The sequence below is a fragment of the Legionella drancourtii LLAP12 genome (assembly GCF_000162755.2).
GTDB lineage: Bacteria > Pseudomonadota > Gammaproteobacteria > Legionellales > Legionellaceae > Legionella > Legionella drancourtii.
This window is the reverse complement of record NZ_JH413814.1, coordinates 28,900-53,852: the sequence shown is the minus strand read 5'-3', so window position 1 is coordinate 53,852 and position 24,953 is coordinate 28,900. Positions and strand designations below refer to the sequence as shown.

The following is a 24,953-nucleotide window of genomic DNA, read 5'->3' as shown; positions in this document are numbered from 1 at the left end:
TAAGGATAGTTTTATGAGTAGTAAGGACAAGGTTTTTATCATTGATAATAATGCAAGGCGAAGTGATCAATTAAGTACGGTACTTGAGTTTATCGGTGAATTGACCGAAGTCGTTAAGTTTGGTGCATGGAGTAGGCTTGCTAATACAATACCCGGTGTTATTCTTCTTGGCGCATGTGAGACAGTTGAAGATACATTAAATGAGTTGGATTTGTTGGTAAAACAGTTTATCAATGTGCCAATAATCGTCATTGGCAAACAATTAAATAGCGAACAGCGTATGGATAGGAATGTAGTTACCTGTTTGCCCTTTCCCTTTAGCTATGCCCAAATATTGGATGCATTGCATCAATGCCACATTACCCGCGACACAATAAAATCGATTCTGACAAGTGCTCAACAAATCCCTGTGTTTCGCAGCCTGGTGGGGAATAGTGATGCTATTGCTCATATTCGTAAGCTTATAGAGCAAGTAGCGAATACTGAAGCTAGTGTTTTAATTTTAGGTGAATCAGGAACGGGCAAAGAAGTCGCTGCACGTAATATCCATGCGCTTTCATCACGTGCAAACAAGCCATTTATACCGATTAATTGTGGTGCCATTCCTGTTGAACTATTAGAAAGTGAGCTATTTGGTCATGAAAAAGGTGCTTTTACAGGGGCGGTAACTTCGAGACAAGGGCGATTTGAATTGGCGAACGGTGGTACTTTATTTTTAGATGAAATCGGGGATATGCCATTAGCCATGCAAGTTAAGTTGTTGCGTGTATTACAAGAGCGGTGCTTTGAGCGTGTAGGCTCTAATAAAAGTATTGGCGTGAATGTACGCATTATTGCTGCGACTCATAGAAATTTGGAAGCTGCCATTGAAGAGGGGCAGTTTAGAGAAGACCTATTTTATCGGCTTAACGTATTTCCCATCGAAATGCCCCCATTACGGACAAGAGGAGAAGATGTTCCACTTTTATTTAATGAATTAATTTCTCGAATGGAACGTGAGAGTCGTCCTATAGTTCGTTTGATGCCCGATGCTATGAATACTTTAATACAATACAATTGGCCTGGTAATATTCGTGAATTAGCTAATTTAGTGGAGCGTCTAATCGTTCTTTATCCTAATGGTATTGTCAATAAGGATGATTTACCACTGCGTATTCGCGGTGACTATAAATCTTCGTGTATGGTGGAACTATCAGAGCGTGAGGCTTTATGGCAAGTTATTAAGCAAGAATCGCTGTCAGCATCACTAAAGGGGATCGATTTAAAAGAGCATCTCGTGAAAACGGAATTAGCTTTGATTAGCCAGGCATTAAATGAATTCGATTGGGTTGTTGCACGTGCTGCTAGCTATCTAAATATGAGACGTACAACGTTAGTTGAAAAAATGCGTAAGTATGGACTTACTCGCCCTGAACGAGCGGAGGCCTAGTAATATATTCTTTGGAATATAGATAGCCTGGATTACTGCGCCTTGCCTTCATCCAGGCTATGTTCTTAAAATCTGTAGCAGGGCGGCCCTATCCTCTGAACAGTCGTATTTGGCACATCTTACTGTTTTCAAACCCGACTGTTCATCAAGATTTGGATATTCTCCCAGGAGTTATTGCTAAAATCTTAAATGCGCTATTACTTTTGATTTTCTTCGGTTTTTGATTCCTTAGCGGGTTTAGACGCCTCGGGTTTTACTTCTTCGGAAGTGTCCCCATCTACGCCAGATTGAGCTCTAATATCTTTATAATCCTGAATAATTTGCCCCACACTCGTTTTTATATCGTTATATAATTTGCCTGTCATTGAAGCCAGTTCTTTAAAGTCAGGTAGTTTAGATTTCATGTCGCTCATTGCTCATTCACTCCATTGGGTAATATATATATATATTATACACCATTACTTTTTATTTTGCTGGCAGGGTAATCTGGCTGTAGGAACGAATAGCGTTCCCGAATTATAGCTGCTGCCTAAATCCGGGCTGTGATTGGCTAACCCCAAGGATGCATGAATCGCAGCGCTGGCTTGAGTAATTTATTTGCCAATGATGTTTTAGGTGGAATGGTTAATTTAAAGGCTTTGTATGTTGATACTTTATCTAAGAGGTATTCATCGCTGGTAGACAGCTTATCGACAAGATTCAGTTCCAAGGCATCTTTTGCTAACCAATGTTCACCCGTAGCAATTTTATCCATATCAAGCTGATCACGGTTTGTGGCAATGTAATTTCTAAATGCGGTATGAATTTTTTCTAAATCTTCCTGAAATTTTTTCCTCCCTTTTTCGGTATTTTCACCTAAAAGCGTTAAGGTGCGCTTATATTCACCTGCCGTTAATAATTCGATATCAACGTCATGTTTTTTAAGCCAACGATGAAGATTAGGAATTTGGGCGACCACGCCTATGGAGCCAATAATCGCAAAAGGAGCTGCAATAATCCGATTAGCTACACAGGCCATTAAATACCCGCCGCTGGCTGCAATTTTATCGATGCTCACGGTTAATGGAATGTTTTTATCGCGAATACGCTGTAGTTGTGATGCCGCCAAACCATAACTATTAACAATGCCTCCTGGGCTATCTAAGCGTACTAAAACTTCATCTTCAGGTTTGGCTGTACATAGAATAGCCGTGATTTCATCCCGAAGTTGTTCTACTTGCGAGGCTTTGATATCACCGTGAAAATCAAGGACGTACAATGTAGGTTGTTTGGCGTTTTTATTTTTTTTCTTTTTAGGTGTTTTTTGGCCAAGAATTTCTTTATTCATTAACGAATGCAAATGTTCATAATGCTCATTTAATGATGTGATCTCTAATTTAGGTTTAGGCTTGCGGCTCAACGCAAAAAAACCTGCGAAAATTACTAAAAAAGCAATAACCACGGTTAACGACTTTAAGAAAAACAAACCATATTGACTTAAAAATTCCATTCTTGACCTTTTAAATAAATAAAAAGTGATTATGGCGCTCAATACTGGTGTGTGCAAGAGTAAACATGTTTTTTGCGCTATAATTAAGCAAATAGTTCATGAATAAGAGAATAAAATGCTTCTAAAACAAACTAATACATTAATGAAACGTTATGGAGAAAAACTAATTAACGGAACAATTAGCGATCGGGAATTGAAAACCTTAATGGATTTAAAGTCCTTTCCAAAATCAAAGGGTTTTGTTGATATTAATCAACCGATTACCGATAAAAATCACCGGAAATCAGATGCAATAAATGATTTTGTTTTAGCAATTGCCCCCAGATTGACGTTAGCAACTCTTCATCAATTGACCGCCCGGATGATAAATTTAGCGCCGGATGCTGGACGCAATACCTTTATGCGTAATGAGGGGTTAGAGAAAGCTTTTTTAGCTTATGAACTAGCGCAGTTTCCTCAATCAGCAGCAATATTTTTTTTAAAGCCGGAATCACTGGAATCAATAGAATCTGCAGGATCAGCAAAATATGAGGAATTTCAAGCGCGTAATCGCATGCAGAAGGAGTTTTCAGGAACGGATGATATTAAAAATCTGAAAGATGTTATTTTGAAACCGATTATTGAGTTGTATTCAAAAGAGGATGTAGCGCAAAGGAATGTAGCGTATCATTATCGTCATGCAATATATAATGAGGCTGGCGGCAGGTTTCACGCATATAAGGTATCTGGAACTAAGTTCGCAGGATTGCCAGAACATTTACAAAAATTTAAAGGCGATCATCTAAAGAGTCAAATTCTTTTAGATTTTAAAATGCAGCTTATGGATGCTAAAACACACCAAGAAGTTGACGACCTGGTCACGGAATTTCAAAAAAAAGTAGAATATGATGTACTGACTACAGGCCAAGGATTTATCAGCCTAAGATTTCATCGCCCAACCTCTTCCTTGCGTGCCTTTGAGCATATGGTAAATGAGCGTAAACAAGATATTAGTACAGAAAAGTCAATAAAGTTAGGAATTTCCTAGGAGCGGCTAACATTAGCGCTATCCAGGCCGAAAAGGTTGATTTACAGTGCTTTGGTGCTCAATAATCAATTTTTTTTGCCTCAGGCTAGCGAAATGTTAACCGTCCTAGGATTACTAGAACTAAAAAAACTTGTTTTGTTTTTTAGTTCTAGTACCATTTCGCCAAGACAGTAGCTAATCCTAACCCACCTAATGTGAATGATTTATCCATGCTTGATGTGCTTAACCTTAATTTTGATTATCAGGAACAACCTTTATTAAACAAGGTGACTTTTCATTTACCAGCCGGAGGTTTATTGCATCTGCGCGGGGCAAATGGCGCCGGAAAAACGACGCTACTTAAGTTAATTGCTGGTTTGTATCGCCCAGCAGAAGGGGATATCCTTTTTTTTAGACAAAATATACATCAGGATCTTGCCGCTTATCAGCGTCAACTCTGTTTTGTAGGACACAAAACGGGAATTAATCCTAGTTTAACATTAAGAGAGAATTGTTTTTTTGACCTTCAATATAATGGAATGTCGATAGAGGAACTCATTGCAATTTTCAAACTAGAGCGTCATCTGGATTCACCCTCTGGGTTATTATCTGCAGGACAAAGAAGGCAAGTTGGTTTATTACGTTTATGGATGTCGGATGCTCAATTATGGTTACTTGATGAACCTTTGGTTGCTTTGGATGATAAGGCTCTAGAACTCATCATGAATAAAATCAATAGGCACCGAACGCAGGGGGGGGCGGTTTTACTCACCTCTCATCAAAAATTACCATTAAATCCTTCGGATTATCTGGAGTACTGTTTGTGACCACAGTATTTTCGTTATTTACCAAACAATGTCGTCGTGAACTATTAATTCAAGTGCGGCAAATTCGTTTCTTAATCAATTCGTCTCTTTTTTTATTAATTTTTCTGTTTATGTTTCCACTGACATTAAAACCCGAAGTTGCATTACTGCGAACCATCGCGCCAGGATTAGTGTGGATGGCCATACTGTTATCGATGTTGCTTTCAGCAGAACGTTTGTTTCAGCAGGATTATGAGCAAGGAGTAATGGAGCAGTGGCTAGTTTCAGGGCAATCGTTGCCTGTGTTAGTCAGTGCTAAAGTGATTGCGCATTGGTTATTTAATTTGCTCCCTCTGCTTATTTTATGCCCTTTAGTGGCCTTGTTATTTTCATTAAGTGCATGGGAAGTATGGGTTTTAGCACTTACCGTTCTGTGTGGTTCGCCTGCCTTATTATTTCTCTGCGCTTTGGTTGCTGCTTTTGGCGTGGGAATTAATCAACGCGGGGTGTTAATGGCCTTGATTTTACTGCCACTGACATTGCCATTGCTTATCTTTGGTAGTGGAACAATTAATATTGCGATGCAAGATTTACCTGTTCGTGGTTATTTGGCTTTGTTATCGGCTATTTCTTTGATTTCTATTTCTTTTTTGCCCTTTGCTATTGCTGGAGTAATTCGTATAAGTCATACAGATTAGAGAATAAATACGTCGGTTTTTTACACTTAATGGCACTTACTTAAAGTTTATTGCTTCTTAGAGAGAAGAAGTTTTATTTTTAAATAAGTGCTTATTCCTGGCAAATCAACTATTCTAGTTTGCGAAAGAACTGATACATGATAAAATCCATCTTTTTTGATCGCAATTATTCCTATGTGGAAATTATTATATCAACTGGCCTCACCTAAATCTTTTTATTCCTTTGCCGGACGTTTTATTCCAGGGATAGCAATAAGTGCCTTGCTCACTCTGCTCATTGGTGTAATTTGGGGCTTAGCATTTACACCACCTGATTATCAACAGGGTGATGCCTTTCGGATTATCTATGTGCATGTTCCTAGTGCGTTTTTATCGATGGCTCTTTATGGCTGGATGGGATTTCTCTCTGTTTTACTTTTGGTCTGGCGGATTAAAATTGCGGGTCTATTAATCAGCCAAGTGGCGCAATTGGGCGCATGTATGGCTTTTCTTGCTTTAGTGACTGGCAGTATTTGGGGTAAGCCGATGTGGGGGGCTTGGTGGGTGTGGGATGCGCGTTTAACGTCAGAATTAATTCTGTTATTGTTGTATGCTGCGATTTTAGCCACGCATCAGGCAGTAAAAAATAAAGAAGATGGTGATAAGATTATTGCGATTTTAACTTTAGTAGGGCTTATTGATTTACCGATTATCCACTATTCCGTTTATTGGTGGAATACCTTACACCAAGGTTCTACTTTATCCATACTAGCAAAACCAAAGATTGATGGCAGCATGTTATACCCCTTATTGCTGACCATTATTGGATTCTGTTTATATTGTTTATGGGTTATTTTAGAGAAAGCTCGTCAAGAATTGCTGCTTAGGGAAAAAAGGCAAGCTTGGGTGAAGATTCAATTTGATGAGGAATTTAAATGAATCAATTTGTTGAATGGTTCGCGATGGGCGGTTATTCCATCTATGTCTGGCCAGCTTATGGCTTAGTCGGTGTTGTTTTCGTGATGAACCTTTTAGGGATGAAATGGAAAAAAGAAACAGACCCGTCAAAATTAGCAACAATGGTTTAAGCGATAACGATAATATGATGAATCCAGCGCGCAAACGCAAAATACTGATCTTATTATCCGCTTTGGCGGTCTTATCCATTGCTGCAGGGCTGGTTTTGTATGCGTTAAGACAAAATATTAGTTTATTTTATACCCCAACACAGGTAGCTGAAGGGCAGGCGCCATTACAACATGCCATCCGCATTGGCGGTATGGTTGAAAAGGGTTCTTTTATTCGTGCATCCAAAGGTTTAGATGTTGAATTTAAAGTTACTGATTTTACGAAAACAGTGACGGTTTTACACACCGGTATTCTTCCTGATTTGTTTCGTGAAGGGCAGGGGGTGGTGGTCGAAGGACGGTTGCTGGATAATCAACGTTTTCAAGCCACTCGGGTTTTGGCAAAACATGATGCCAATTACATGCCTCCGGAAGTTAAGGCCGCTTTGGCTAAAAAGGTGGATTCATGATTGCTGAATTAGGACTCTTTGCATTGATTTTGGCGTTAATTGCGTCTGTTGCACTTGCTTTAATTCCGTTATTGGGATTGCAATTAAAGCGCCGTGATTGGATGGATTCTGCGAAAACCTATGTGGTAGCTCAATTTTTCTTTATTGCGCTTACTTATATTTTGCTCACTGTTTGTTTTTTAAAAGATGATTTCTCTGTTATTTATGTAATGAGTAACTCGAGCCTTGCCTTACCCTGGTTTTATAAGCTTTGTGCTGTTTGGGGGGGACATGAAGGTTCGATGTTGCTGTGGGTTGCGATTTTAAGTTTTTGGACGCTGATGGTTGCTTTTTTTAGTTCTGGTTTGGATAAAGAAATGCGTACCCGTGTTTTAGTAGTGCTTGGCTGGTTAAGTATTGGTTTTATTTTGTTTTTATTAACTACTTCAAACCCTTTTCTACGTCAGTTTCAAATTTTAAATACACCCGGTCGTGATTTGAATCCGTTGTTACAAGACCCTGGCTTTTTATTTCATCCTCCGATGTTGTATATGGGCTATGTTGGTTTTTCTGTTGCATTTGCCTTTGCGATTGCGGCTTTGTGGGCAGGTAAAGTGGAAACCAGTTGGTCTAAATGGACGAGACCGTGGACTTTGGCTGCCTGGTGTTGTCTCACCGCCGGAATTACGCTCGGGAGCTGGTGGGCTTATCGAGAACTAGGCTGGGGGGGCTGGTGGTTTTGGGATCCGGTGGAAAATGCTTCGTTTATGCCTTGGGTTGTGGGTACTGCCTTATTGCATTCCTTAGCCGTTACGGAACAGCGTCAACAATTTAAAGCCTGGACTATGTTATTGGCTATTGCTGCTTTTTCTTTGAGTTTAATTGGCACGTTTTTAGTGCGCTCTGGTGTCTTAACTTCAGTACATGCTTTTGCCGTAGACCCACAACGCGGTTTGTATATTTTAGGATTTTTATTGTTGGTCATTGGTGGTTCATTGTTGTTATTTCTTTTTAGAGCACAAACCTTACAAACGACAACCAGCCCGAGCCCTGTTTCAAGAGAAAGTGCTCTATTATTAAACAATGTTTTCTTGGTCGTGATCATGCTTACCGTGCTAATGGGGACCGTTTATCCATTACTGGTTGAAGGCTTGGGATTAGGTAAATTATCTGTAGGTGCTCCTTATTTTAATGCTGTATTTGTGCCTTTAATGATTCCTATGTTGCTCTTAATGGGGCTGGGTATTCATTTAAAATGGAATAACGACAATTGGCGCGTTCTCTTTAAGAATCTTTCACGTGTTGCTTTACTGAGCATTGTCTTGCCAGTTGCTTTACTGTTACTGACTCACCATGAATTTGCTGCCTCCGCACTTATAGGATTAATTTTAGCGACCTGGATTATTTTAAGTACGACTCGGGCTGTCGCTAAGCGAGCTAAAGACCGCGGTGGTTTAATTCACGTAGGTCAATCCTATTGGGGGATGGTTTTAGCTCATTTTGGTGTTGCTGCTACAGTAATTGGTATTGCGGTATCTACTACTTATGGTGTGCAAGATGATGTGCAAATGGAGCCAGGGAGCAAAATAGATTTGGAAGGTTATTCCATTGAGTTTGTTAATCAAAAACCCTTGGTTGGGCCGAATTATAAGGGAACCCAGGCACAATTTAAAATCAGTCATCAGGATCAAACAAAAGTGATTTATCCTGAAAAGAGGCTTTACACTATTGGCCAAATGGCGATGACTGAATCAGCAATCGATGTCACACCATTTCGTGACATTTATGTGGCTTTAGGTGAGCCTTTATCTAATGATTCTTGGTCTGTGCGCCTTTATTACAAGCCCTTTGTGCGTTGGATTTGGGCTGGTGGCTTTATGATTTTGGCAGGAGGTTTTTTGGCGCTAACGGATAGAAGATATTATCAGAAAAAACGGGTAGCGGGTGAGTCAAAGGCATGAGAAAAATAGGCTGGCGTATGATCCCTATTATCCTCTTTGTATTGTTGAGCATTTTTCTGTGGCGTGGTTTGTCTTTAAACCCTCGTGATTTGCCTTCGGTTCAGCTGGGTAAATCATTACCTGATTTTACTTTACCACAACTGCAACATCCTGATTTATTTTTTCGTTCTGAGCAAATTCGTGAGCAGGTTGTTTTATTAAATGTTTGGGCAAGTTGGTGTGCAGCGTGTACTGATGAGCAAGTGTTTATGTTGCAGTTAGCGCGTGAAGGAGTGCCTATTTACGGTTTGAATTATAAAGATAGAGCCGAAGATGCCTTGCAGTGGTTAGCGCAATGGGGTAATCCTTATAAGCTAGTCGCTCAGGACCGTGATGGAAAAGTCGCTATTGATTTGGGGGTCTATGGGGCGCCTGAGACTTTTGTTGTTGATAAAAAAGGAATAATTCGTTACCGACATGCAGGGATTATGAATCAAGAATTGTGGCAAAAAGAAATTAAGCCCTTAATGGAACAATTGGAGCAGACGGCATGAAGCGTGTACGTTTTATTTGTTTTAGTTTGTTGTTTATGCTTGGCATTGCCCCGGCTTTAGCAAACAGCATTTATCCTTTGGATTCTGCTCAAAAAGAAGCTCAATTTAATCATCTTTTAAAAGATTTACGTTGTTTAGTCTGCCAAAATCAAGACTTGGCTGATTCCAACGCGGATCTTGCTAAAGATTTACGTAATCAAGTCTATCTGCTGGTGAAAGAGGGAAAGAGTGATAGTGAAATCAGTGATTATCTTACTGCTCGCTACGGGGATTTTATTTTATTTAAGCCTCCGGTGAAGGCTGTAACCTATTTGCTGTGGTTTGGACCGGCTTTATTTTTGTTATTAGGCTTTGTCATTTTTTGGCGAACGTGTTTTGGGGTTAAGCAGGGCGCGCGTTGAGACAGAAGGATCTTCACTAAAATCTAAAAGATCCATATAAAAGAATGGTGCTTAATAGCTAAAGCAAGCACCTAGTACGTTAACAAGAGTAAATGAGTTTCTTATGAATGAGTGGTGGTTGCTAAGTGTACTAATTGGGATAACCTTTGTCGCAAGTATTTTAATAGTTTATCCGTTAAGGCGTCATTTAATTGCCAGCTTACTTCTTGTGCCAGTTATTTTTAGCATGGCATTCACTGGGTATTACTATTGGGGTGGTTTTGGCAAGTGGCAAGAATACATCCAACATCAGGAAAAACAAAAACAAGCTGAGGCAATGCTTAAAGCAATTAAGAATCCACAAGAGCTAATTGATAAATTGCGTGCTAAATTGGATGACTCTCCAGAGAGTGCCAAAGGTTGGTATCTTCTTGGGCGTTTGTATGCAGGGCAAGATGAAAAACAAAGAGCAGTTGATGCTTTTGCTAAGGCGTACCAATTTAATCCCAATGAAGAACAATATGCAGTAAATTATGCGCATAGCTTATGGCAATTGAATAATCGCCAGTTTACAGAGCAAATTAAGGAAATTTTCAATATATTATTAAAAAATAATTCCAATCAACCTGATGCTTTAGCTATGTTGGCTATGGATGCCTATGTAAGCCATGCCTATGAAGATGCAATTAGCTATTGGCAACAATTACTTAAATTAGCACCATCACAATCCGATGAAGCCCAGGCTATCCGCAAGGCAATTGCCAAAGCAGAGGGACAGATTAAGTTACGGGAAAAAAATTTAGAGTAACGAGCGTCATAAGCTTCTGATTAAATTTAGTCGAGCCATGTTTTTAGCACTATGAACTGGTTCTGTTGTAAACAACTTTCTCTGGTGATGCAATTAATTTTAAATCTGCTAGTCTTTATATAGGCATCAGTATTTTAAGGAGAAAACGATGTATAAGAGGGTATTGTTTGCGACCGACTTTGATGAGGTAGGCGTGTTGGCAGCCCATAAGGCAAAGAAAATTGCTGATGAGAATGGGGCTGATTTGATCTTAGTTCATGTAGTTGAACCTATTCCTGCTTATGCATATCCTGGTTTTGCAGGCTTTGCGGAAGTAGAAATGTCCATCCGTGAGCAGGCTGAAAAAGAACTTAATGAACTTGCCGAAAAATTAGACGTTGATGTGAAACACCGATTTATCGAATTTGGTTCTACCAAGAATGAAATATTAAGGGTTGCTGAGGAACGTAATATTGATTTAATTGTTACTGGAAGTCATGGGAAACATGGCCTCTCTTTATTATTAGGTTCTACTGCAAATTCAATCTTGCATAATGCGCAGTGTGACGTTTTGATTGTGCGCTCCATAGTCGATGAGAAGCATGCTAAGAAATAAGAAATTACCTTATATAACATTGGTGTAGGTTTGGCAAACTGACTAATGGGCTTACTTAAGGCTTTTTATTTGGCATTGCCCCCTAATTCTACGTCCCGCGGACAAGCAGCGGGACGTAGAGTCTGTTTTTTTGTTTGTTAATACAATATTTCCTTACAAGAGAGTGTAAATTTAACGCATAAGCAGGCGATAATTATTTCTTGCCATAAAATAGAGTCATCAGAAGATGCCTTATCTTTTTGGCAAGCGGTTCGTAATCAATTAGATACGGTGCTTAAAACCAAAGAGAATAATATATCTACATGCACATTACAGTAAGGATCTTAGGTGATACTAGGGCCTACGCATGAAAAAATAATAGTTTAAGAATCAGTGAAAAAGAGGGATATTTAGCTCTTACTAAAAAAGGAGCCTGCAAAATGCAGGAAGTTTTAAACTATTTTTCACATGTAGAGAACCCAATGTCATTCAGGAATCAAAAACCTCCATTGATAATGCTGATAGGGACTCCATTACTTGCGAGCCTTGCAGGAACTTAATGGCAGTGGGCCCTGCAGCTCCCCCAGTTATCATTTCTCAAGAGAGCAGAAAACAAGTATACTATTTTGTTTTAATTTACTGATCGAATTATTCAATGAAATTGTTGCGTGGTATTCAACATTTTTCTGTTTTTGATAAAGGCGTAGTAGCTACCATTGGTAATTTTGATGGAGTTCACTTAGGTCATCAAAATCTGATTAAAGTTTTAAGGAATAAAGCTGACGCGCTGAAACTTCCCTTGGTTTTAATTTTATTTGAACCACAACCGCGGGAATATTTTCAAAAAGATAAAGCACCTGCCAGGCTTTCTAGTTTAAGAGAAAAATTGGCTGTGTTACGTGAGTGTCAGATTGACTATATTTATTGTATTAAATTTGACGATCTTGTTGCTCAAACGACAGCAACTGATTTTGCTCATCATTATTTATTTTCTATGTTAAATGTAAAGCATCTGGTTGTTGGTGAAGATTTTCGTTTTGGAAAAAACAGAGAAGGTGATGTGAACTTGCTTAAAAGTCTCCGTTCAGAATATGCTTGTGAGGTGCAAGTGTACTCCGATTTTTGTATTAGTGACGAACGCATTAGTTCTACAAAAATCAGAACCGCTTTACAAGAGGGCAATCTGAAAACCGCAGCCAAGTATTTGGGAAGACCTTATAGTATTTGTGGGCGTGTGATGCATGGTGATAAACGAGGACGTCAGTGGGGAATTCCCACGGCGAATTTGGGACTGCATCGTTTATCAGTACCTTTACAGGGTGTTTTTGTTATTAAGGCCCTTATTGCCTCACAACAGCTTGTCTATGGTGTGGCCAACATAGGAAAACGTCCTACAGTAGACGGTAGCAAAAATATTTTGGAAGTTCATTTATTTGATTTTGATCAGTCAATTTATGGTGAGTTAGTGCAAGTATTTTTCTTGCACAAGTTGCGTGATGAGGTTAAATTCACTGCAGTGGATGCCTTGATCGCGCAAATTTATGATGATATTGCGGTGGCGAAAGCATTCGTCAACAATTTAACGACTTCGCAGAGTGGTGGGCAGTTATGGCAGAATATAAAGATACACTAAACCTTCCGAATACTTCATTTCCAATGAAGGCAAGTCTGGCAACCCGTGAGCCAGAATCTTTGGCTGATTGGCAGGCAAAAAAAGTATACGAACAAATTCGTAAAGCACGTGCCGGTGGCAAAAAATTTATTTTGCATGATGGCCCTCCTTATGCAAATGGCCATTTGCACTGCGGACATGCATTAAACAAAATTCTTAAGGACATCATTATTAAATCGAAATCATTTAGTGGCTATGATGCGCCTTTTGTTCCTGGCTGGGACTGCCATGGCTTGCCAATTGAATTGAATGTAGAGAAAAAAATCGGCCGTGTGGGTGATAAAGTTACCGCAAGGGAATTCCGCGCTAAATGCCGTGAATACGCCGGTAGCCAAATTGATATTCAACGTGACGAGTTTCAGCGCCTGGGTGTCTTTGGTGACTGGTATAATCCTTATGTTACTATGGATTTTCGCTATGAAGCCAATATTGTTCGTGCTTTGGGGTTAATGATTCAAAATGGTCATTTGCAACAAGGCTTTAAGCCCGTTCATTGGTGTATCGATTGCGGTTCGGCATTAGCTGAAGCTGAGGTCGATTATGAAGAAAAAACTTCTCTTTCAATTGATGTGGCATTTACAGCGATAAATCCAGAAGAGTTTATTGCGCCTTTTCATGTGCTTGGTGAGGCTAAAAAATTAAGCGTCCCGATTTGGACAACGACTCCTTGGACTTTACCCGCTAATGAGGCGGTGTGTTTGCATCCTGAGATTGATTATTCTTTAGTTGATGCCGGGGTTTTTTATCTAATCTTAGCCACCGATTTAGTTGAAGCGGCGATGATACGCTATGGCATTGACGAATATACGATTAAAGGCTCTGCTAAAGGGAAGGTATTTGAGCATTTAAAATTAAAGCATCCCTTTTATAATCGTACTGTTCCTGTGGTATTAGGAGAGCATGTTACTACGGATTCAGGTACAGGTAGCGTACATACAGCACCCGCACATGGACCAGACGATTATGTGATTGGTCAAGCTTATAATCTGCCTTTAATTAATCCGGTCAAAGCGAATGGCTGCTTTGCAGAAGATGTGGACTTATTTGCTGGACTTCATGTATTAAAAGCGAATGAGCCTATTCTTGAAGCCTTAGTTGCAAATGGTGCGTTGTTAGCTCGAGATACGATTCGTCACAGTTACCCACATTGCTGGCGTCATAAATCGCCAATGATTTTCCTGGCGACACCGCAGTGGTTTATTTCAATGGACAAAAATCACTTAAGACCAAACATTAGCAAAGAAATTGATAAGGTGACCTGGGTTCCTGATTGGGGTAAGGCACGGATTAGCAATATGGTTGAAAATAGACCCGATTGGTGTATATCAAGGCAAAGGGCCTGGGGTACACCGATGCCTTTATTTGTACACAGTACAACGCGTGAATTGCATCCAAAAACTTTGGAGTTTATTGAACAGGTCGCATTACGTATTGAAGAATCAGGAATTGATGCCTGGTTTGAGATGGATAAGGCGGAATTGCTTGGTGATGATGCGCCATTGTACGATAAAATCAATGACACCATGGACGTGTGGTTGGATTCTGGCGTCACGCATTTCTGTGTCTTAAAACAAAATAATGAGTTAGCATTTCCTGCAGATATTTATTTTGAAGGCTCAGACCAACATCGCGGCTGGTTTAATTCGTCACTAACTACTTCGGTAGCTATGTATGGCGTCGCCCCTTATAAAATGGTATTAACCCATGGCTATACCGTGGATGCCGAAGGCAGAAAGTTGTCTAAATCCAAGGGAAATTATGTAGCATTGGATCAAATGGTGAATCAGCATGGTGCTGATATTTTACGTTTATGGGTGGCATCAACGGATTACCGGCATGAGGTAAGTATTTCCGATGAAATTATTAAACGTAACGCAGATGCTTACCGAAGAATTCGAAATACAGCGCGCTTCTTATTGGCTAACTTATTTGACTTTGCGCCAGCAGAAGCAGTGCAAGCTGATGAGCTTTTGGAATTAGATAAGTGGGCAATCAAGCGTTGCCAGCTCCTGCAAGAGGAAATTATTGCCGCATATGAAAGCTATCAATTCCATGTAATTTATCAGAAAATTCATAATTTCTGTGCTGTAGATATGGGTAGTTTTTATTTGGATCTAATTAAAGACAGGCAATATACCACGGGGAAACAAAGCAAAGCACGACGTTCTTGCCAAACTGCGATGTACCACATCATTAGAGCGTTTACGCTGTGGTTAGCGCCTATTTTGTCGTTTACGGCTGAAGAAATTGCACGTTATATTCCAGGCTATACGGAGCAAACAATCTTCACCGAACTTTGGTATAAGGATTGGCCTGTGATTGATGCGGTCAATATGGCTGAATGGGATGAATTGCATTTAATTCGTGATGAAGTAAATAAGGCACTTGAGGAAACACGGAAAAAAGCAGAGATTGGTTCGGCTCTGGCTGCGGAAGTGTCATTGTATGCAGACAGTAATATGTTCCCTAAATTAACTCGTTTAGGCGAAGAATTGCGCTTTTTATTAATTACTTCAGGTGCGACAGTACATCCCATGGCTTCTGCTCCAGCTGGATTAGCGACTACCGAATATGGTGTGGCTATTCACGTAGCAGCAAGTACTCATGAGAAGTGCGCGCGTTGCTGGCATAGACGACCTGATGTAGGTCAAGATGCTCAGCATCCTGAACTCTGTTTACGCTGTGTTGGTAACATTAGCGGTCAAGATGAAGTGAGGCAATTTATATGAAGAAATGGCATTGGTTTGTGCTAAGTATTTTAGTTATTGTTTGTGACCAGGCAAGTAAATACTGGGCGGGCGTTTCTTTAATCCCATATAAACCTTTGCCAGTCTTTCCTATGCTCAATTTCACTTTAGCATTTAACACCGGTGCGGCATTTAGCTTCTTAAATGGAGCAGGTGATTGGCATCGGTGGTTTTTTGCCGGCTTTAGTTTAATCATGAGCGCTGTTCTTATTGTTTGGCTTTATCGTATCCCCAATCAGGCACGCTTGTTATCCGCAGGAATTAGCCTTATTTTAGGGGGGGCGATTGGTAATTTAATTGACCGTGCATTTTATGGCTATGTGATTGACTTCATTGATGTTTATTACCAACACCATCATTTTGCAACCTTTAATATTGCGGATAGTGCAATTTGTGTAGGCGCGGCATTTTTTGTTTTAGATGTATTCCTTACGCGTAAGTAATTCACCGAAATGATGTTTCCGGTTTATATGAGCGTAGCCCGTATTAACATAGCGTAATACGGGATCTTTTCACGTAACCTCTTCAAATGTATATATATATTATTATCAGTTTAATGTGCCTTACTATTGAATTTGTCTTTTGCATCACAGCGCAAATTTTGGAACTCCAGGTTTGCTGAGGAACTTTTAATAACCTACGTTCCGTGGCTTGCTGCAGGAGCTTAGTTGCCCATCTATATTTTAAACAAAATAGGACATATCAAACTGGCTATAATGAGAATAATTTATTATCAGAGTGCCTATATTTTGTTTTTGCGTACAATTATTGGTTCTAAATTTTAAAAGAAAATGACAAATGAGGTGATATTTCGTAAAGCAATAGAAGAAGGTAACTTGGCGGTGATCAAGAAACTTATTGGAGAAAGAGTTATCGACCCAAATCAACTCCCTCTAGATCAACATCGTAGTGCCATAGACATAGCAGTTTTGCATGGTCATGTTGATGTGGTTGACTATTTATTTACCCAAAGCAGCAGCAAAGCAACTTTAGTTAATCGCAAGAGTTTCTTATATTCTATTTGTTGTGCTGATTCTCTTAAACGTCCCGCGTTGTTGGAATGGCTCAAAAATCGTTATCAATTATATTGGTACATCCTATCTTAATGCAGTCCTCACCCATGACGGACATCCAGGAAGAAATACGTCTGTAGCTTGGATGTTGGCTATCAAAGGACAATGGGCTTTATTCAAAGATTTGGTAACCCAAACGACTCGCCCAATTAATTTAAGTGTTGGGCTAATTGGCTAAAATGGTGATATGAATACACTGAATGAGTCCTTAATCAAATCACACCACGGACAGGGGATAGCTGTTATTAAGAAGCTCAAGCGATCCAAGGTCATGTAATCTTGATGTTTTTAGATAAAGGCTCACAAATTTGCACTTTGATCTGCGAACAGTTCCCTGATCAAGTAAATAAAAAAGATTTTATTGTGGTAAATAATGAGAATACCTTACTTGCTGAGGCGATTAGCGATTTTACATCAGGAGCTGATAGTGGTTTGGTGAGACTGCTGACTAAAGAGCATTTAGATAAAAAGGAAACTCTGCAGATCCGCAACGAGGAACTGTTACATCGTAACAATGAACTGCAATGTAAATATGATGAGTTACAATGTAGATATGAGGCCCTGGAACAGCAGCTTAATATACAACAGCATAACCAACAAATTTTTGATAAATAAAAGACCCATTAGCAACAAAAATAATCACATCAATGTTTCAATAGAATATCTTTTTCTGAGTCAGGACGCGATCAATTTTTTCAAAGAGAAGGTGCTCCTGCATCTGGAGCAAAAAAACGTCGTGCAAGTATTGATGAAGATTCGCTCTACGAAGAATCTAACGAAAATAGTGAACCATCACCAAAGTATATAAAAATGATGGGGTTAACCTAAGCAAGACTTTGTGAGCTCAGTGGTAATATGTCTGGTTTGCGGAAAACCTGACTCAACAGGTTTTGGTTTATTTTGTAAAGGAAAAAATCAAGACCTGGTAAATATGTGTAGTAATTGTACAAAATTACCCATTCAGATTTTAAATATTACTGAGGCTATAGATTAATGAATGCTGTTGTCACTAGTCATGCAGAGTTGTCTAAAGGTCAGGGATATTTCTAGATTATGGTTTCGCTAATCGGGGTTAAATTTATTGTCTTGCGAGGTTGGAGTGAATGCCTCCAACCTCTCTAACTGACCGCGAGCTTAAGTGGGCTGACCACTTCCTTGGCGCTCAAATTGAGGAGTTGACTCATGGCTTTCGCCGGCTGCCGCAGGAAAGAATTGCGTCAAGCGTTTGTGTAGCTTGGTAAATAAGATGGGGAAAACACCATTAGCAGTAACATTTGCTGTTGTGCCAAAAGGGTCACAGATTAAATAAATGGCGGTAATTAATCCAATCATATCGCTTGAGAAACCAAGATGGGCTTCTAACAGGGGCGTTACTACGATAATTACACCACCTGGGACGGCCGCAACGGCATACTTTGCTAATGCAGTGTAAAGAGCAAAGACAATAAATACCGAAGGTGATGGCATAGGTAAACCAAAGGTTAATATGGTTGCCAAACTTAAAATAGGAATACCAATTGCGCTACCTATGGTGTGAATATTGATAATTGCGGGAACCAGCATTCTCGCTTGTTCTGGATCATCCAGATTTTTTTCTGTTGATAAAAGAAGTACCGGCATTGCCGCCGCACTTGAAATAGTGCTAAGACCAGTTAGGCTGGCTGGTAAGACATTTTTCAGGTAGTAGCAGAATTTTTTAAGTGAAAATTGGCTGGCGACTAAATACCATGAACTGATATAGAGCCATTGTGTGGCAATGATTAAAATTAGTATAGGGCCGTAGAGGCTTAACGATGTTTTCAGTATATGTTCATGTTCCAGTTTGAAAACAAAGCCTAAAATAAATAAAGGTAAAAGGGGAATAAAGATTTTCTTTAAAAAGATATTAGCTAACCAGTTTAATTTCACAGCAACTTTTTTGGCTTTTGGATTTGGCCAAATAGAAAAAAATATACCAATCGAAAAACCCCATAATAGGGCGATGTCATTGGAGATTAATTTGGTTAAATGCAGCTGCCAGGCTGGTGTTAATTGTGGACCAGAAGTACTAATTGCTTGGGCTGTAAAATGTAAGAAATGTAGACCAGCGTAACCCGAACTATAGCCAACCATCAATGCGGTAAAGTTCGATATAAAGACGCACGTTATTAATAAGAATACAAAAAAGATAGCTCCTTTTTGCAGGTTTGAAAGACAATAAAAGATGAAACTAAAAATAATAAATGGTAAAACAAATTCCAGAATCGCTTTTATGCTCAAACTAAAAGCATAGAAAATGGATTTTATCTCAAGGGGAATTTGTGAACCCAGAAATATAGGAAGTAAAAGTGTCGCAAAAAGAATGAGTGGTATCTTAATTTTGCTGATAAAATTTTTAGACATATAAATCCTTAAATATTACTAATAAAAAGCGAATTCCAAATTCAAAAAACATGCCAGTATAAAGAATAATCATGTTATTTGGAAGGAGGTATGCTGTCAATGGGGCATATAGACGCACTGATTGGGATATTTAAGGTGTTAATTGACCCTATATTTGTTTGTATTATATGGATTGATATCCTATTTTTAAACTTAAGTCGTACAATAATTTAAAATGGGATGGGAAAAGTTAAAACTTCTTATTTTACAATGCACTACGTTCTTAGCGTATTGCTTGCAGTCTTGCTAATCTTGATACTAATGCGCACCCAAACAGATTGAGGTAAAGTCTTGCTCGAGCCCCTACCTTGAACTTACGTTAATTTAGATCAAAATACTTGCTGCAAGTGCGCTGAGTTGTTTTTTATCTGGATTATTGATACCTACAGCAGCAACAGCTGGTAAATTTAGAAAATGTTCCGCCTCTTCCCATTCAATCTCAGCAGGGAATAGTTTTAGGCGCGGTAATGATTTATTTAATACCGTACAAAAAGCTAAATCTGCAGGGAAGGGGCGAACGTGGGTGTAGCCAAAGCTTATTACGGCCATGGCCTCTGAAATCGTTGCGACGCCTGGTAAGTAGTTTATGGAATAGATATTTGCTGTTTGTGCAATGGAGGGTAAGTATCCTGGGCTAGTAGCAAAATGCACTCCGGCGCGGTAGCAATTTTCTAATTGCTGCACCTCAATGATGCCTCCAGCTCCGATTTTAATCGTGGGATATTGGGCAATAGCCTTCGTCAACAGCGTAGTATCGGTAGAGTTAATTTCTACTAAAGAAAATCCAGCGTCAGCAATTTGTTGTAGTCGTTCAAATAACAAATCATCGACATCCAATGATATGATTACGGATTGATTACCCAGCAATTTATCTAAGATCATAATGATTTCCGTTTTTTGGTAACGCAATAATATTTTATATTAAACGGACTAGGCTAGACTGTAAAGCTTAAATGTATCTTTATAAGGTATTGAGTTAGCGGAGCTTGAATGGCTTTAGTGTTATTTTATTACATGCCATCGTAGGTCAGGTCGTTTGATCCAATAGTAGTATCTATCAGCAACGTTAAAGCGAATATTGAGTCAAATGGCCCATCAATTATAGGCTGAGCTCCATCGCTTAGCCTATAGCTTACGGATATTATTGCGTAGCCCCATTATTATGAATATGGCTTCGTACCCAAAGGCGTAGGATTAAAACGCTGTTCTGGTTCTGGCTCGGGTTTTGGCATAGTTGTAGATTTGGGCGTTGGTGAGTCCATGGGTGGTTGCATCGGGCTTGGTTTCGGTGTTTGCATTGGACTTTGTATTGGTGTTAATCCAGGTTTATAAGGATCGGCACCAAATCGCGCCATATTTTTCAGTAACGACTCCATGGTTGTTTGCGGCAAAGGAGCCAGTGAGGGTATTGTGCCTAGACCTAATAATGCCATGGCTTTTTTCAAAAATTCTTTCAGTTCTTTAATGTCTTTAGGACTGAGCTTATGATCTTTTGCATGCTCATCTACGTGCTTTGATAACTTGTCTTTAGTCATTGGAAACAGTTTTCCAAAGATAGGCCCCAAACTATTAGCAAAAGTTATGGCTGATTTGGGTGGAGCTGGTACCGCTATCATCTTGCCTGACATTGTTGGCGTTGGCATTGCCTGCGCATCTTTTTCTAAACCTGCATTGGGTTGAGCCAAGGTTGCGCGCACGGATTGCATCAGTTTAATTTGATTTTCCAGTGTCATTCTTTCTGCGGTGTTCTGTTCTTTTTGTGCAGTGACTTCAATAATTTGCGTCGCAAAAAAGCTTTTTTCTAATTTATGGGTATGCTGAACTGCTTTTTGAACGGTCATTAATTCGTGTTGAGCACTTTTAAAACCTTCTTTCGCATCTTCTTTGTCAGCATCAGATAACTCATCAATATTTTGATCGGCTTTTAAAAGATAATATTCCCCATCTTTTTTAACGATTTTTTGATCGTGGTTGGTAATGAAGGAGGCATCTTTTTGTGAAGGTACTTGTATTCCGTCGGCATTAAAAAATTTCTTGGCGTTTTCTTCTTGCCGTGTTGAGCGTAAGTCTTTTAAGCTTGCTACTTGTAAATTTAATGCATTTTGTTTATTTAATAATTGACGCGCTTCTTCTTCATCGGCTGGATCGCCACTCTCGAGTAAGGTAGTGATGGTTTCCGTTTGAGCGTGGATGTGATTTTCCAGGTCCTCAATTAGAGTATCTAAATCTTCAGGTTTTAATGCTTCATATTCATCAGACTCCTGTGCAAATTCGGCAAGGCTGGCATTATATACATTGTATTTAGTTGTAAGGGCTGTTTGTTGTTGCTCAAGACTTGCCAGGCGCTCATCTAGTGCTTCTTCATTTTTGGCAAGATTATTGTGTTCTTCTTGATATTGCCTAATAGCGGCTTCATAGCTTGCCATTGCTTGTTGCAATTCTTTGTTTGCTTTTGGCGCTGCTTGCGTGCTTTGAGGGGCTGGTTTGCTTTGATTTATTGCCTTTTGATTGAACTCATCGATGTGTTCTCTGAGTAAGGAGTCAGCGTGGGCTTCTTTTTCCATTAACCAAAGTAACAGATGAATTTTTATGAGGCTGTGCATTCTTGCCTCTTCTTGATTATTTAATCTTTGTTGATCTTCAACCGCTTTTTCTTCTGCTAATTTAGCGCCCATTTCACCTATTTTAGCTTCTCCTGCGGGCGATAATAAAAAGACTTTTAAGTCACCAGGATTTTTAAAACCAAAACGACTGATGTTGATTGGTGAGTTTGGGTCAAAGTCTATCTCATCAGAAGGAGGGTCAAAGCGCATTTGTCCGGCTTTAGCGGCAATAGCGGAGTCTAGCCACTCATTTAATTCGGGCGAAGTACTTGGGGTAGGGGAGAATAACTGTTGGTTCTCTGTAGGTATTTTGTCTAAGCTCATAAATCTCTCTCGATGGCCCCAGTTAAGTTAATTATACACAAAACTGATCAATAAAACACCAATTATTGGCGTAAATTCAATAGATATAGATATTTTTACTATGTTTTAACTTATTTTTGTAGGATTAAATGTCTATTTAGCAAAAAAAATGGGATTAAGAGGGGGAGCTAGAGCCTTAATTCGACAGTATACCTAATTCAGATGAGGGTTTCTTATCAGAAAGAGAATGACCTGATGTGCTTATTGCTGAGGATTTGGAAAACAATTGCGAATGAACGGGGTTCGTCACTGCAAGATGGTTTGATTCTGGTTTTACGCATGATTTATCCAGGAGCATTTTTAATAAACATCCCTTATCGTCATGGGGAATGCGTTCGCAACGTTTTGGGATCCTACTATCAACAAAGGCCCATTGACATAAATGACTACGTGTAACTTCAATAAAAAAGAGGATACTTTGTTTCATCTTGCCGGCTACATTATCTAGCTCGTTAAAAAATAGTGTGAGTTCTTGGGCACTTGCTGAAAATAAAAAACCTATGGAAGGATCCCAGATAGTTCCAAAAGTATAAAGAATATGTCCTAGAGTATAGGCAGATATGCGGCTTAAGAGATTAATAACCATGATTCCCAGACGCATCAGCAGTGAAAACATATCAATGAAGGGCAGAATAATCAGATTCTTGAGCAATTGCAGACCGGGAAAGACGATAAGTCGCATGATATCGATGCATATTCTGGTAAATATTAATAAAAAAACCGGGGGTACGTGAAAGGAATGCTTTAATTTTTAGACTAACTCATTCTGGTAAATACAGATGGCGCTTGCTGACTTGAGCTAGAGTATATAAATCTTGGCCACTGGGTAAGGGATAGATGAGTTCATTTTGAATGAAATACCCTAAATACATTAGCTTGTTTTCTTGACGGATGAGAATTCGTTGTTCATTGGCGATGACGACCCACGTTTCCTGCACTTTGGTGGCTCAGTACTTTTTGCGCCTGTTCTGTGCTTATTGCGGTTAGGGGGCGTTGGTTTTTTTAGTAAATAAGCAATTAACTTATTTAAGTCACGATAACCTTTTTGTGTCAGTGCTGAACAGGGTTCCGGTTATTGTTGGTGACGCTTGATGGCTAAAGGGCATAATCGTCAAGGGAACGATAATTTGTGTGTGTTCATTTGTAGTAGCAAACTCGTCCATGAAAATCGTTCTTTGTGCATATGATGTTCAGCATACTTGGTTTTTCTTTAAAATAACAAGTGGGATAAAGCAGATAACTGGATATTTTCAGGTGGTACTGGTAAAATGTTTGAAAAGTATACAGGAAATTTTTAATGTCTAGTTATTGCGGTTACATTGCCTTGGTTGGTCGGCCTAATGTGGGCAAATCAACGCTTCTAAATTGTATTTTAGAGCAAAAAATAAGTATTACTTCAAAAAAACCACAGACAACCCGACACAGTATTTTGGGGATTCGTACTGAAGGTGCGCATCAATTTGTTTATGTGGATACACCAGGCATTCATCAGAGCGGCAGTAAAAAAGCAATGAATCGCTTAATGAATAAAACAGCACTCAGTGTATTGCGTGATGTCGATGTGGCTGCCTTTGTTGTGGATGGTACTCATTGGGAAGAAGAAGATGAGTATGTTTTGAGTTTAATTAAACAAGCCAACGTGCCTTGCATTCTCGTTGTGAATAAAGTTGATAAGATTGATGATAAAGCACAATTGTTGCCATGGATGGAACAAATGAGCCAAAAACATGAGTTTGTTGCAATTATCCCCATATCCGCAAAAAACAGGCGTACAAGTTGATGAGTTACAGGCAAAACTAGTAAATTATTTGCCCGAAGGCCCTCATTTATTCCCTGATGATCAACTGACTGATCGCCCCACTAAATTTTTATGTGCTGAATTATTACGTGAAAAGATTTTCCGTTTTTGTGGCCAGGAACTACCTTATGCAGTGACCGTAGATATTGAATCCTTTAAAGACGAAGGGAACTTAGTGCGCATTCATGCGTTAATTCTGGTCGAAAAAGACAATCATAAGCGAATGATTATTGGTGACAAAGGACAAAAACTAAAAGAAATGGCAACGAGTGCACGCCTGGATATGGAAAAATTGTTAGGCAAAAAAGTATTTTTGCAATGCTGGTGTAAAGTTAAATCCGGCTGGGCTGATGATGAGCGCATGTTAAAACAATTAGGTTATGACTAAGACCATCGAAGCATGGGTCATACATAAACAATGGTCTGGTGATACTAGTGCCAGAGTGAGTTTTTTTACCCGTGAATTTGGTTTAATCCATTGTCTTTGCAAAGGGGGGCGTACTCCTAAAAAGCAAGCTCTTTTGCAGGCATTTACCCCGTCATGGCTCACAGTTGATGAACGATATGAGCGATTCTTTGTTAAAACAATAGAAAGCATTTCCCCGACGCTACAACTTGTAGGACATTCTCTTTTTTCCGCATTGTATGTTAATGAAATCCTTTATCATGCATTAAGTCCGCATTACCCTGATACCGCCTTATTTGATGCTTATTTATTTACTTTAAATGCCTTAGTTCTAACCAAAGATCGTTTGGCGCTTGAATCTTTATTAAGGCGCTTTGAATGGACTTTGCTCAAGGTTTGTGGCTATTCATTTTCCTTTACGCATGAGGCACGAACTGATGACTGTATTGTTGCTGAGTTATCGTACCAATTTATTGCTGGTGAAGGCTTTATTATCGCTAATCGCGGTATTCCTGGAGCACATATTCTTGCTTTGGCAGCAGATAATTTGGATGAGATTGATTGTCTTAAATCAGCGAAACATATTATGCGTAAGGCCATAGAGCATTTGCTTGGTGGGCGTGAGATTAAGGCGCGAGCATTATATGGTTAATAAACACGCGCTATTTCTGTGCGCGCATGTTGGTATTAG

Annotated in this window: 25 protein-coding genes and 1 pseudogene; 19 read left to right on the top strand and 7 right to left on the bottom strand. The window is 39.3% G+C overall.

What is annotated here, in order from left to right:
- The first annotated feature begins 13 nt into the window (after positions 1-13).
- Positions 14-1,429, top strand: coding sequence for a sigma-54 dependent transcriptional regulator (locus tag LDG_RS06695; protein WP_006870467.1), 1,416 nt, complete (start codon positions 14-16; stop codon positions 1,427-1,429).
- A gap of 197 nt (positions 1,430-1,626) precedes the next feature.
- Here LDG_RS06695 and LDG_RS06690 read toward each other — a convergent pair whose 3' ends face one another.
- Together LDG_RS06690 and sohB are read right to left on the bottom strand one after the other, a co-directional pair.
- On the bottom strand, positions 1,627-1,833 hold the full coding sequence (locus LDG_RS06690; protein WP_233491429.1) for a hypothetical protein: 207 nt from the start codon (positions 1,831-1,833) through the stop codon (positions 1,627-1,629).
- Positions 1,834-1,979: 146 nt separating this feature from the next.
- Positions 1,980-2,918, bottom strand: coding sequence for a protease SohB (sohB, locus tag LDG_RS06685; protein ID WP_006870465.1), 939 nt, complete (start codon positions 2,916-2,918; stop codon positions 1,980-1,982).
- Positions 2,919-3,033: 115 nt separating this feature from the next.
- Between sohB and LDG_RS18440 the strand changes: the two genes are divergently transcribed.
- From LDG_RS18440 to LDG_RS06605, 16 genes are all read left to right on the top strand, one after another.
- The gene (locus tag LDG_RS18440; protein ID WP_006870464.1) at positions 3,034-3,945 is read left to right on the top strand and encodes a hypothetical protein; all 912 of its coding nucleotides are present in this window, start codon (positions 3,034-3,036) and stop codon (positions 3,943-3,945) included.
- A gap of 209 nt (positions 3,946-4,154) precedes the next feature.
- Positions 4,155-4,751 (top strand): heme ABC exporter ATP-binding protein CcmA, encoded by a 597-nt coding sequence (gene ccmA, locus LDG_RS06675; RefSeq protein ID WP_006870462.1) that lies wholly within the window; start codon positions 4,155-4,157, stop codon positions 4,749-4,751.
- A complete protein-coding gene (gene ccmB / locus LDG_RS06670) occupies positions 4,748-5,428 on the top strand; it encodes a heme exporter protein CcmB (protein ID WP_040534762.1) in 681 nt (226 codons plus the stop codon). Before ccmA ends, ccmB begins: the two co-directional genes overlap by 4 nt.
- A gap of 174 nt (positions 5,429-5,602) precedes the next feature.
- Complete coding sequence (gene ccmC / locus LDG_RS06665) at positions 5,603-6,346, top strand: heme ABC transporter permease CcmC (RefSeq protein WP_040534760.1); 744 nt, start codon at positions 5,603-5,605, stop codon at positions 6,344-6,346.
- Positions 6,343-6,495 (top strand): heme exporter protein CcmD, encoded by a 153-nt coding sequence (gene ccmD, locus LDG_RS06660; RefSeq protein WP_006870458.1) that lies wholly within the window; start codon positions 6,343-6,345, stop codon positions 6,493-6,495. The genes ccmC and ccmD overlap by 4 nt, the downstream gene beginning before the upstream one ends.
- A 17-nt stretch (positions 6,496-6,512) precedes the next feature.
- Positions 6,513-6,944 (top strand): cytochrome c maturation protein CcmE, encoded by a 432-nt coding sequence (ccmE, locus tag LDG_RS06655; RefSeq protein ID WP_006870457.1) that lies wholly within the window; start codon positions 6,513-6,515, stop codon positions 6,942-6,944.
- Positions 6,941-8,884, top strand: a complete 1,944-nt coding sequence (locus LDG_RS06650; RefSeq protein ID WP_006870456.1) for a heme lyase CcmF/NrfE family subunit — start codon at positions 6,941-6,943, stop codon at positions 8,882-8,884. The genes ccmE and LDG_RS06650 overlap by 4 nt, the downstream gene beginning before the upstream one ends.
- The gene (locus tag LDG_RS06645; RefSeq protein ID WP_006870455.1) at positions 8,881-9,417 is read left to right on the top strand and encodes a DsbE family thiol:disulfide interchange protein; all 537 of its coding nucleotides are present in this window, start codon (positions 8,881-8,883) and stop codon (positions 9,415-9,417) included. The genes LDG_RS06650 and LDG_RS06645 overlap by 4 nt, the downstream gene beginning before the upstream one ends.
- Positions 9,414-9,818: a cytochrome c-type biogenesis protein gene (locus LDG_RS06640; RefSeq protein WP_006870454.1), complete on the top strand. Its 405-nt coding sequence runs from the start codon at positions 9,414-9,416 to the stop codon at positions 9,816-9,818. Before LDG_RS06645 ends, LDG_RS06640 begins: the two co-directional genes overlap by 4 nt.
- A gap of 103 nt (positions 9,819-9,921) precedes the next feature.
- Positions 9,922-10,605, top strand: a complete 684-nt coding sequence (locus tag LDG_RS06635; RefSeq protein WP_006870453.1) for a tetratricopeptide repeat protein — start codon at positions 9,922-9,924, stop codon at positions 10,603-10,605.
- A gap of 148 nt (positions 10,606-10,753) precedes the next feature.
- Entirely contained in the window at positions 10,754-11,200 is a 447-nt protein-coding gene (locus LDG_RS06630) for a universal stress protein (RefSeq protein WP_006870452.1), read from the top strand.
- Between the two features lie 634 nt (positions 11,201-11,834).
- Entirely contained in the window at positions 11,835-12,812 is a 978-nt protein-coding gene (gene ribF / locus LDG_RS06625; RefSeq protein ID WP_040534758.1) for a bifunctional riboflavin kinase/FAD synthetase, read from the top strand.
- Positions 12,788-15,580: an isoleucine--tRNA ligase gene (ileS, locus tag LDG_RS06620; RefSeq protein WP_006870450.1), complete on the top strand. Its 2,793-nt coding sequence runs from the start codon at positions 12,788-12,790 to the stop codon at positions 15,578-15,580. The genes ribF and ileS overlap by 25 nt, the downstream gene beginning before the upstream one ends.
- Positions 15,577-16,041 carry a signal peptidase II gene (gene lspA / locus LDG_RS06615; RefSeq protein ID WP_006870449.1) on the top strand — a complete coding sequence of 155 codons (465 nt, stop codon included), beginning with the start codon at positions 15,577-15,579 and terminating at the stop codon, positions 16,039-16,041. Before ileS ends, lspA begins: the two co-directional genes overlap by 4 nt.
- Before the next feature lie 360 nt (positions 16,042-16,401).
- Positions 16,402-16,704, top strand: a complete 303-nt coding sequence (locus LDG_RS06610) for an ankyrin repeat domain-containing protein (protein ID WP_233491428.1) — start codon at positions 16,402-16,404, stop codon at positions 16,702-16,704.
- Between the two features lie 249 nt (positions 16,705-16,953).
- Complete coding sequence (locus LDG_RS06605) at positions 16,954-17,286, top strand: hypothetical protein (protein WP_006870446.1); 333 nt, start codon at positions 16,954-16,956, stop codon at positions 17,284-17,286.
- 519 nt (positions 17,287-17,805) lie between these two features.
- Here LDG_RS06605 and LDG_RS06600 read toward each other — a convergent pair.
- From LDG_RS06600 to LDG_RS19595, 5 genes are all read right to left on the bottom strand, one after another.
- Positions 17,806-19,053, bottom strand: a complete 1,248-nt coding sequence (locus LDG_RS06600; protein WP_040534753.1) for a cation:dicarboxylate symporter family transporter — start codon at positions 19,051-19,053, stop codon at positions 17,806-17,808.
- A gap of 363 nt (positions 19,054-19,416) precedes the next feature.
- Positions 19,417-19,974, bottom strand: coding sequence for a beta/alpha barrel domain-containing protein (locus tag LDG_RS06595; protein WP_006870443.1), 558 nt, complete (start codon positions 19,972-19,974; stop codon positions 19,417-19,419).
- Positions 19,975-20,252: 278 nt separating this feature from the next.
- Positions 20,253-22,019: a hypothetical protein gene (locus LDG_RS06590; RefSeq protein WP_006870442.1), complete on the bottom strand. Its 1,767-nt coding sequence runs from the start codon at positions 22,017-22,019 to the stop codon at positions 20,253-20,255.
- A 175-nt stretch (positions 22,020-22,194) separates the two neighbouring features.
- Complete coding sequence (locus tag LDG_RS06585) at positions 22,195-22,740, bottom strand: hypothetical protein (protein WP_006870441.1); 546 nt, start codon at positions 22,738-22,740, stop codon at positions 22,195-22,197.
- Positions 22,741-22,819: 79 nt separating this feature from the next.
- The gene (locus tag LDG_RS19595; RefSeq protein WP_006870440.1) at positions 22,820-22,996 is read right to left on the bottom strand and encodes a hypothetical protein; all 177 of its coding nucleotides are present in this window, start codon (positions 22,994-22,996) and stop codon (positions 22,820-22,822) included.
- Positions 22,997-23,355: 359 nt separating this feature from the next.
- On the opposite strand from LDG_RS19595, the pseudogene era reads away from it, so the two are divergent.
- Both era and recO read left to right on the top strand, forming a co-directional pair.
- A pseudogene (gene era, locus LDG_RS20505) lies at positions 23,356-24,244 on the top strand (GTPase Era).
- Complete coding sequence (recO, locus tag LDG_RS06575) at positions 24,237-24,914, top strand: DNA repair protein RecO (protein WP_040534751.1); 678 nt, start codon at positions 24,237-24,239, stop codon at positions 24,912-24,914. Before era ends, recO begins: the two are co-directional and overlap by 8 nt.
- Positions 24,915-24,953: the final 39 nt, after the last annotated feature.

Excerpts from the sequence above, each read along its gene's own strand:
- LDG_RS18440 (WP_006870464.1), top strand. The coding sequence starts at position 3,034 with ATGCTTCTAAAACAAACTAATACATTAATGAAACGTTATGGAGAAAAA.
- LDG_RS06605 (WP_006870446.1), top strand. The coding sequence starts at position 16,954 with ATGTTTTTAGATAAAGGCTCACAAATTTGCACTTTGATCTGCGAACAG.
- LDG_RS06640 (WP_006870454.1), top strand. The coding sequence starts at position 9,414 with ATGAAGCGTGTACGTTTTATTTGTTTTAGTTTGTTGTTTATGCTTGGC.
- LDG_RS06645 (WP_006870455.1), top strand. The coding sequence starts at position 8,881 with ATGAGAAAAATAGGCTGGCGTATGATCCCTATTATCCTCTTTGTATTG.
- LDG_RS06600 (WP_040534753.1), bottom strand. The coding sequence starts at position 19,053 with ATGTCTAAAAATTTTATCAGCAAAATTAAGATACCACTCATTCTTTTT.
- LDG_RS06690 (WP_233491429.1), bottom strand. The coding sequence starts at position 1,833 with ATGAAATCTAAACTACCTGACTTTAAAGAACTGGCTTCAATGACAGGC.
- ileS (WP_006870450.1), top strand. The coding sequence starts at position 12,788 with ATGGCAGAATATAAAGATACACTAAACCTTCCGAATACTTCATTTCCA.
- LDG_RS06650 (WP_006870456.1), top strand. The coding sequence starts at position 6,941 with ATGATTGCTGAATTAGGACTCTTTGCATTGATTTTGGCGTTAATTGCG.
- LDG_RS06590 (WP_006870442.1), bottom strand. The coding sequence starts at position 22,019 with ATGAGCTTAGACAAAATACCTACAGAGAACCAACAGTTATTCTCCCCT.
- ribF (WP_040534758.1), top strand. The coding sequence starts at position 11,835 with ATGAAATTGTTGCGTGGTATTCAACATTTTTCTGTTTTTGATAAAGGC.
- LDG_RS06585 (WP_006870441.1), bottom strand. The coding sequence starts at position 22,740 with ATGCGACTTATCGTCTTTCCCGGTCTGCAATTGCTCAAGAATCTGATT.
- ccmD (WP_006870458.1), top strand. The coding sequence starts at position 6,343 with ATGAATCAATTTGTTGAATGGTTCGCGATGGGCGGTTATTCCATCTAT.
- LDG_RS06595 (WP_006870443.1), bottom strand. The coding sequence starts at position 19,974 with ATGATCTTAGATAAATTGCTGGGTAATCAATCCGTAATCATATCATTG.
- ccmE (WP_006870457.1), top strand. The coding sequence starts at position 6,513 with ATGAATCCAGCGCGCAAACGCAAAATACTGATCTTATTATCCGCTTTG.
- LDG_RS06630 (WP_006870452.1), top strand. The coding sequence starts at position 10,754 with ATGTATAAGAGGGTATTGTTTGCGACCGACTTTGATGAGGTAGGCGTG.
- recO (WP_040534751.1), top strand. The coding sequence starts at position 24,237 with ATGACTAAGACCATCGAAGCATGGGTCATACATAAACAATGGTCTGGT.
- LDG_RS06695 (WP_006870467.1), top strand. The coding sequence starts at position 14 with ATGAGTAGTAAGGACAAGGTTTTTATCATTGATAATAATGCAAGGCGA.
- lspA (WP_006870449.1), top strand. The coding sequence starts at position 15,577 with ATGAAGAAATGGCATTGGTTTGTGCTAAGTATTTTAGTTATTGTTTGT.
- LDG_RS06635 (WP_006870453.1), top strand. The coding sequence starts at position 9,922 with ATGAATGAGTGGTGGTTGCTAAGTGTACTAATTGGGATAACCTTTGTC.
- sohB (WP_006870465.1), bottom strand. The coding sequence starts at position 2,918 with ATGGAATTTTTAAGTCAATATGGTTTGTTTTTCTTAAAGTCGTTAACC.
- ccmA (WP_006870462.1), top strand. The coding sequence starts at position 4,155 with ATGCTTGATGTGCTTAACCTTAATTTTGATTATCAGGAACAACCTTTA.
- ccmC (WP_040534760.1), top strand. The coding sequence starts at position 5,603 with ATGTGGAAATTATTATATCAACTGGCCTCACCTAAATCTTTTTATTCC.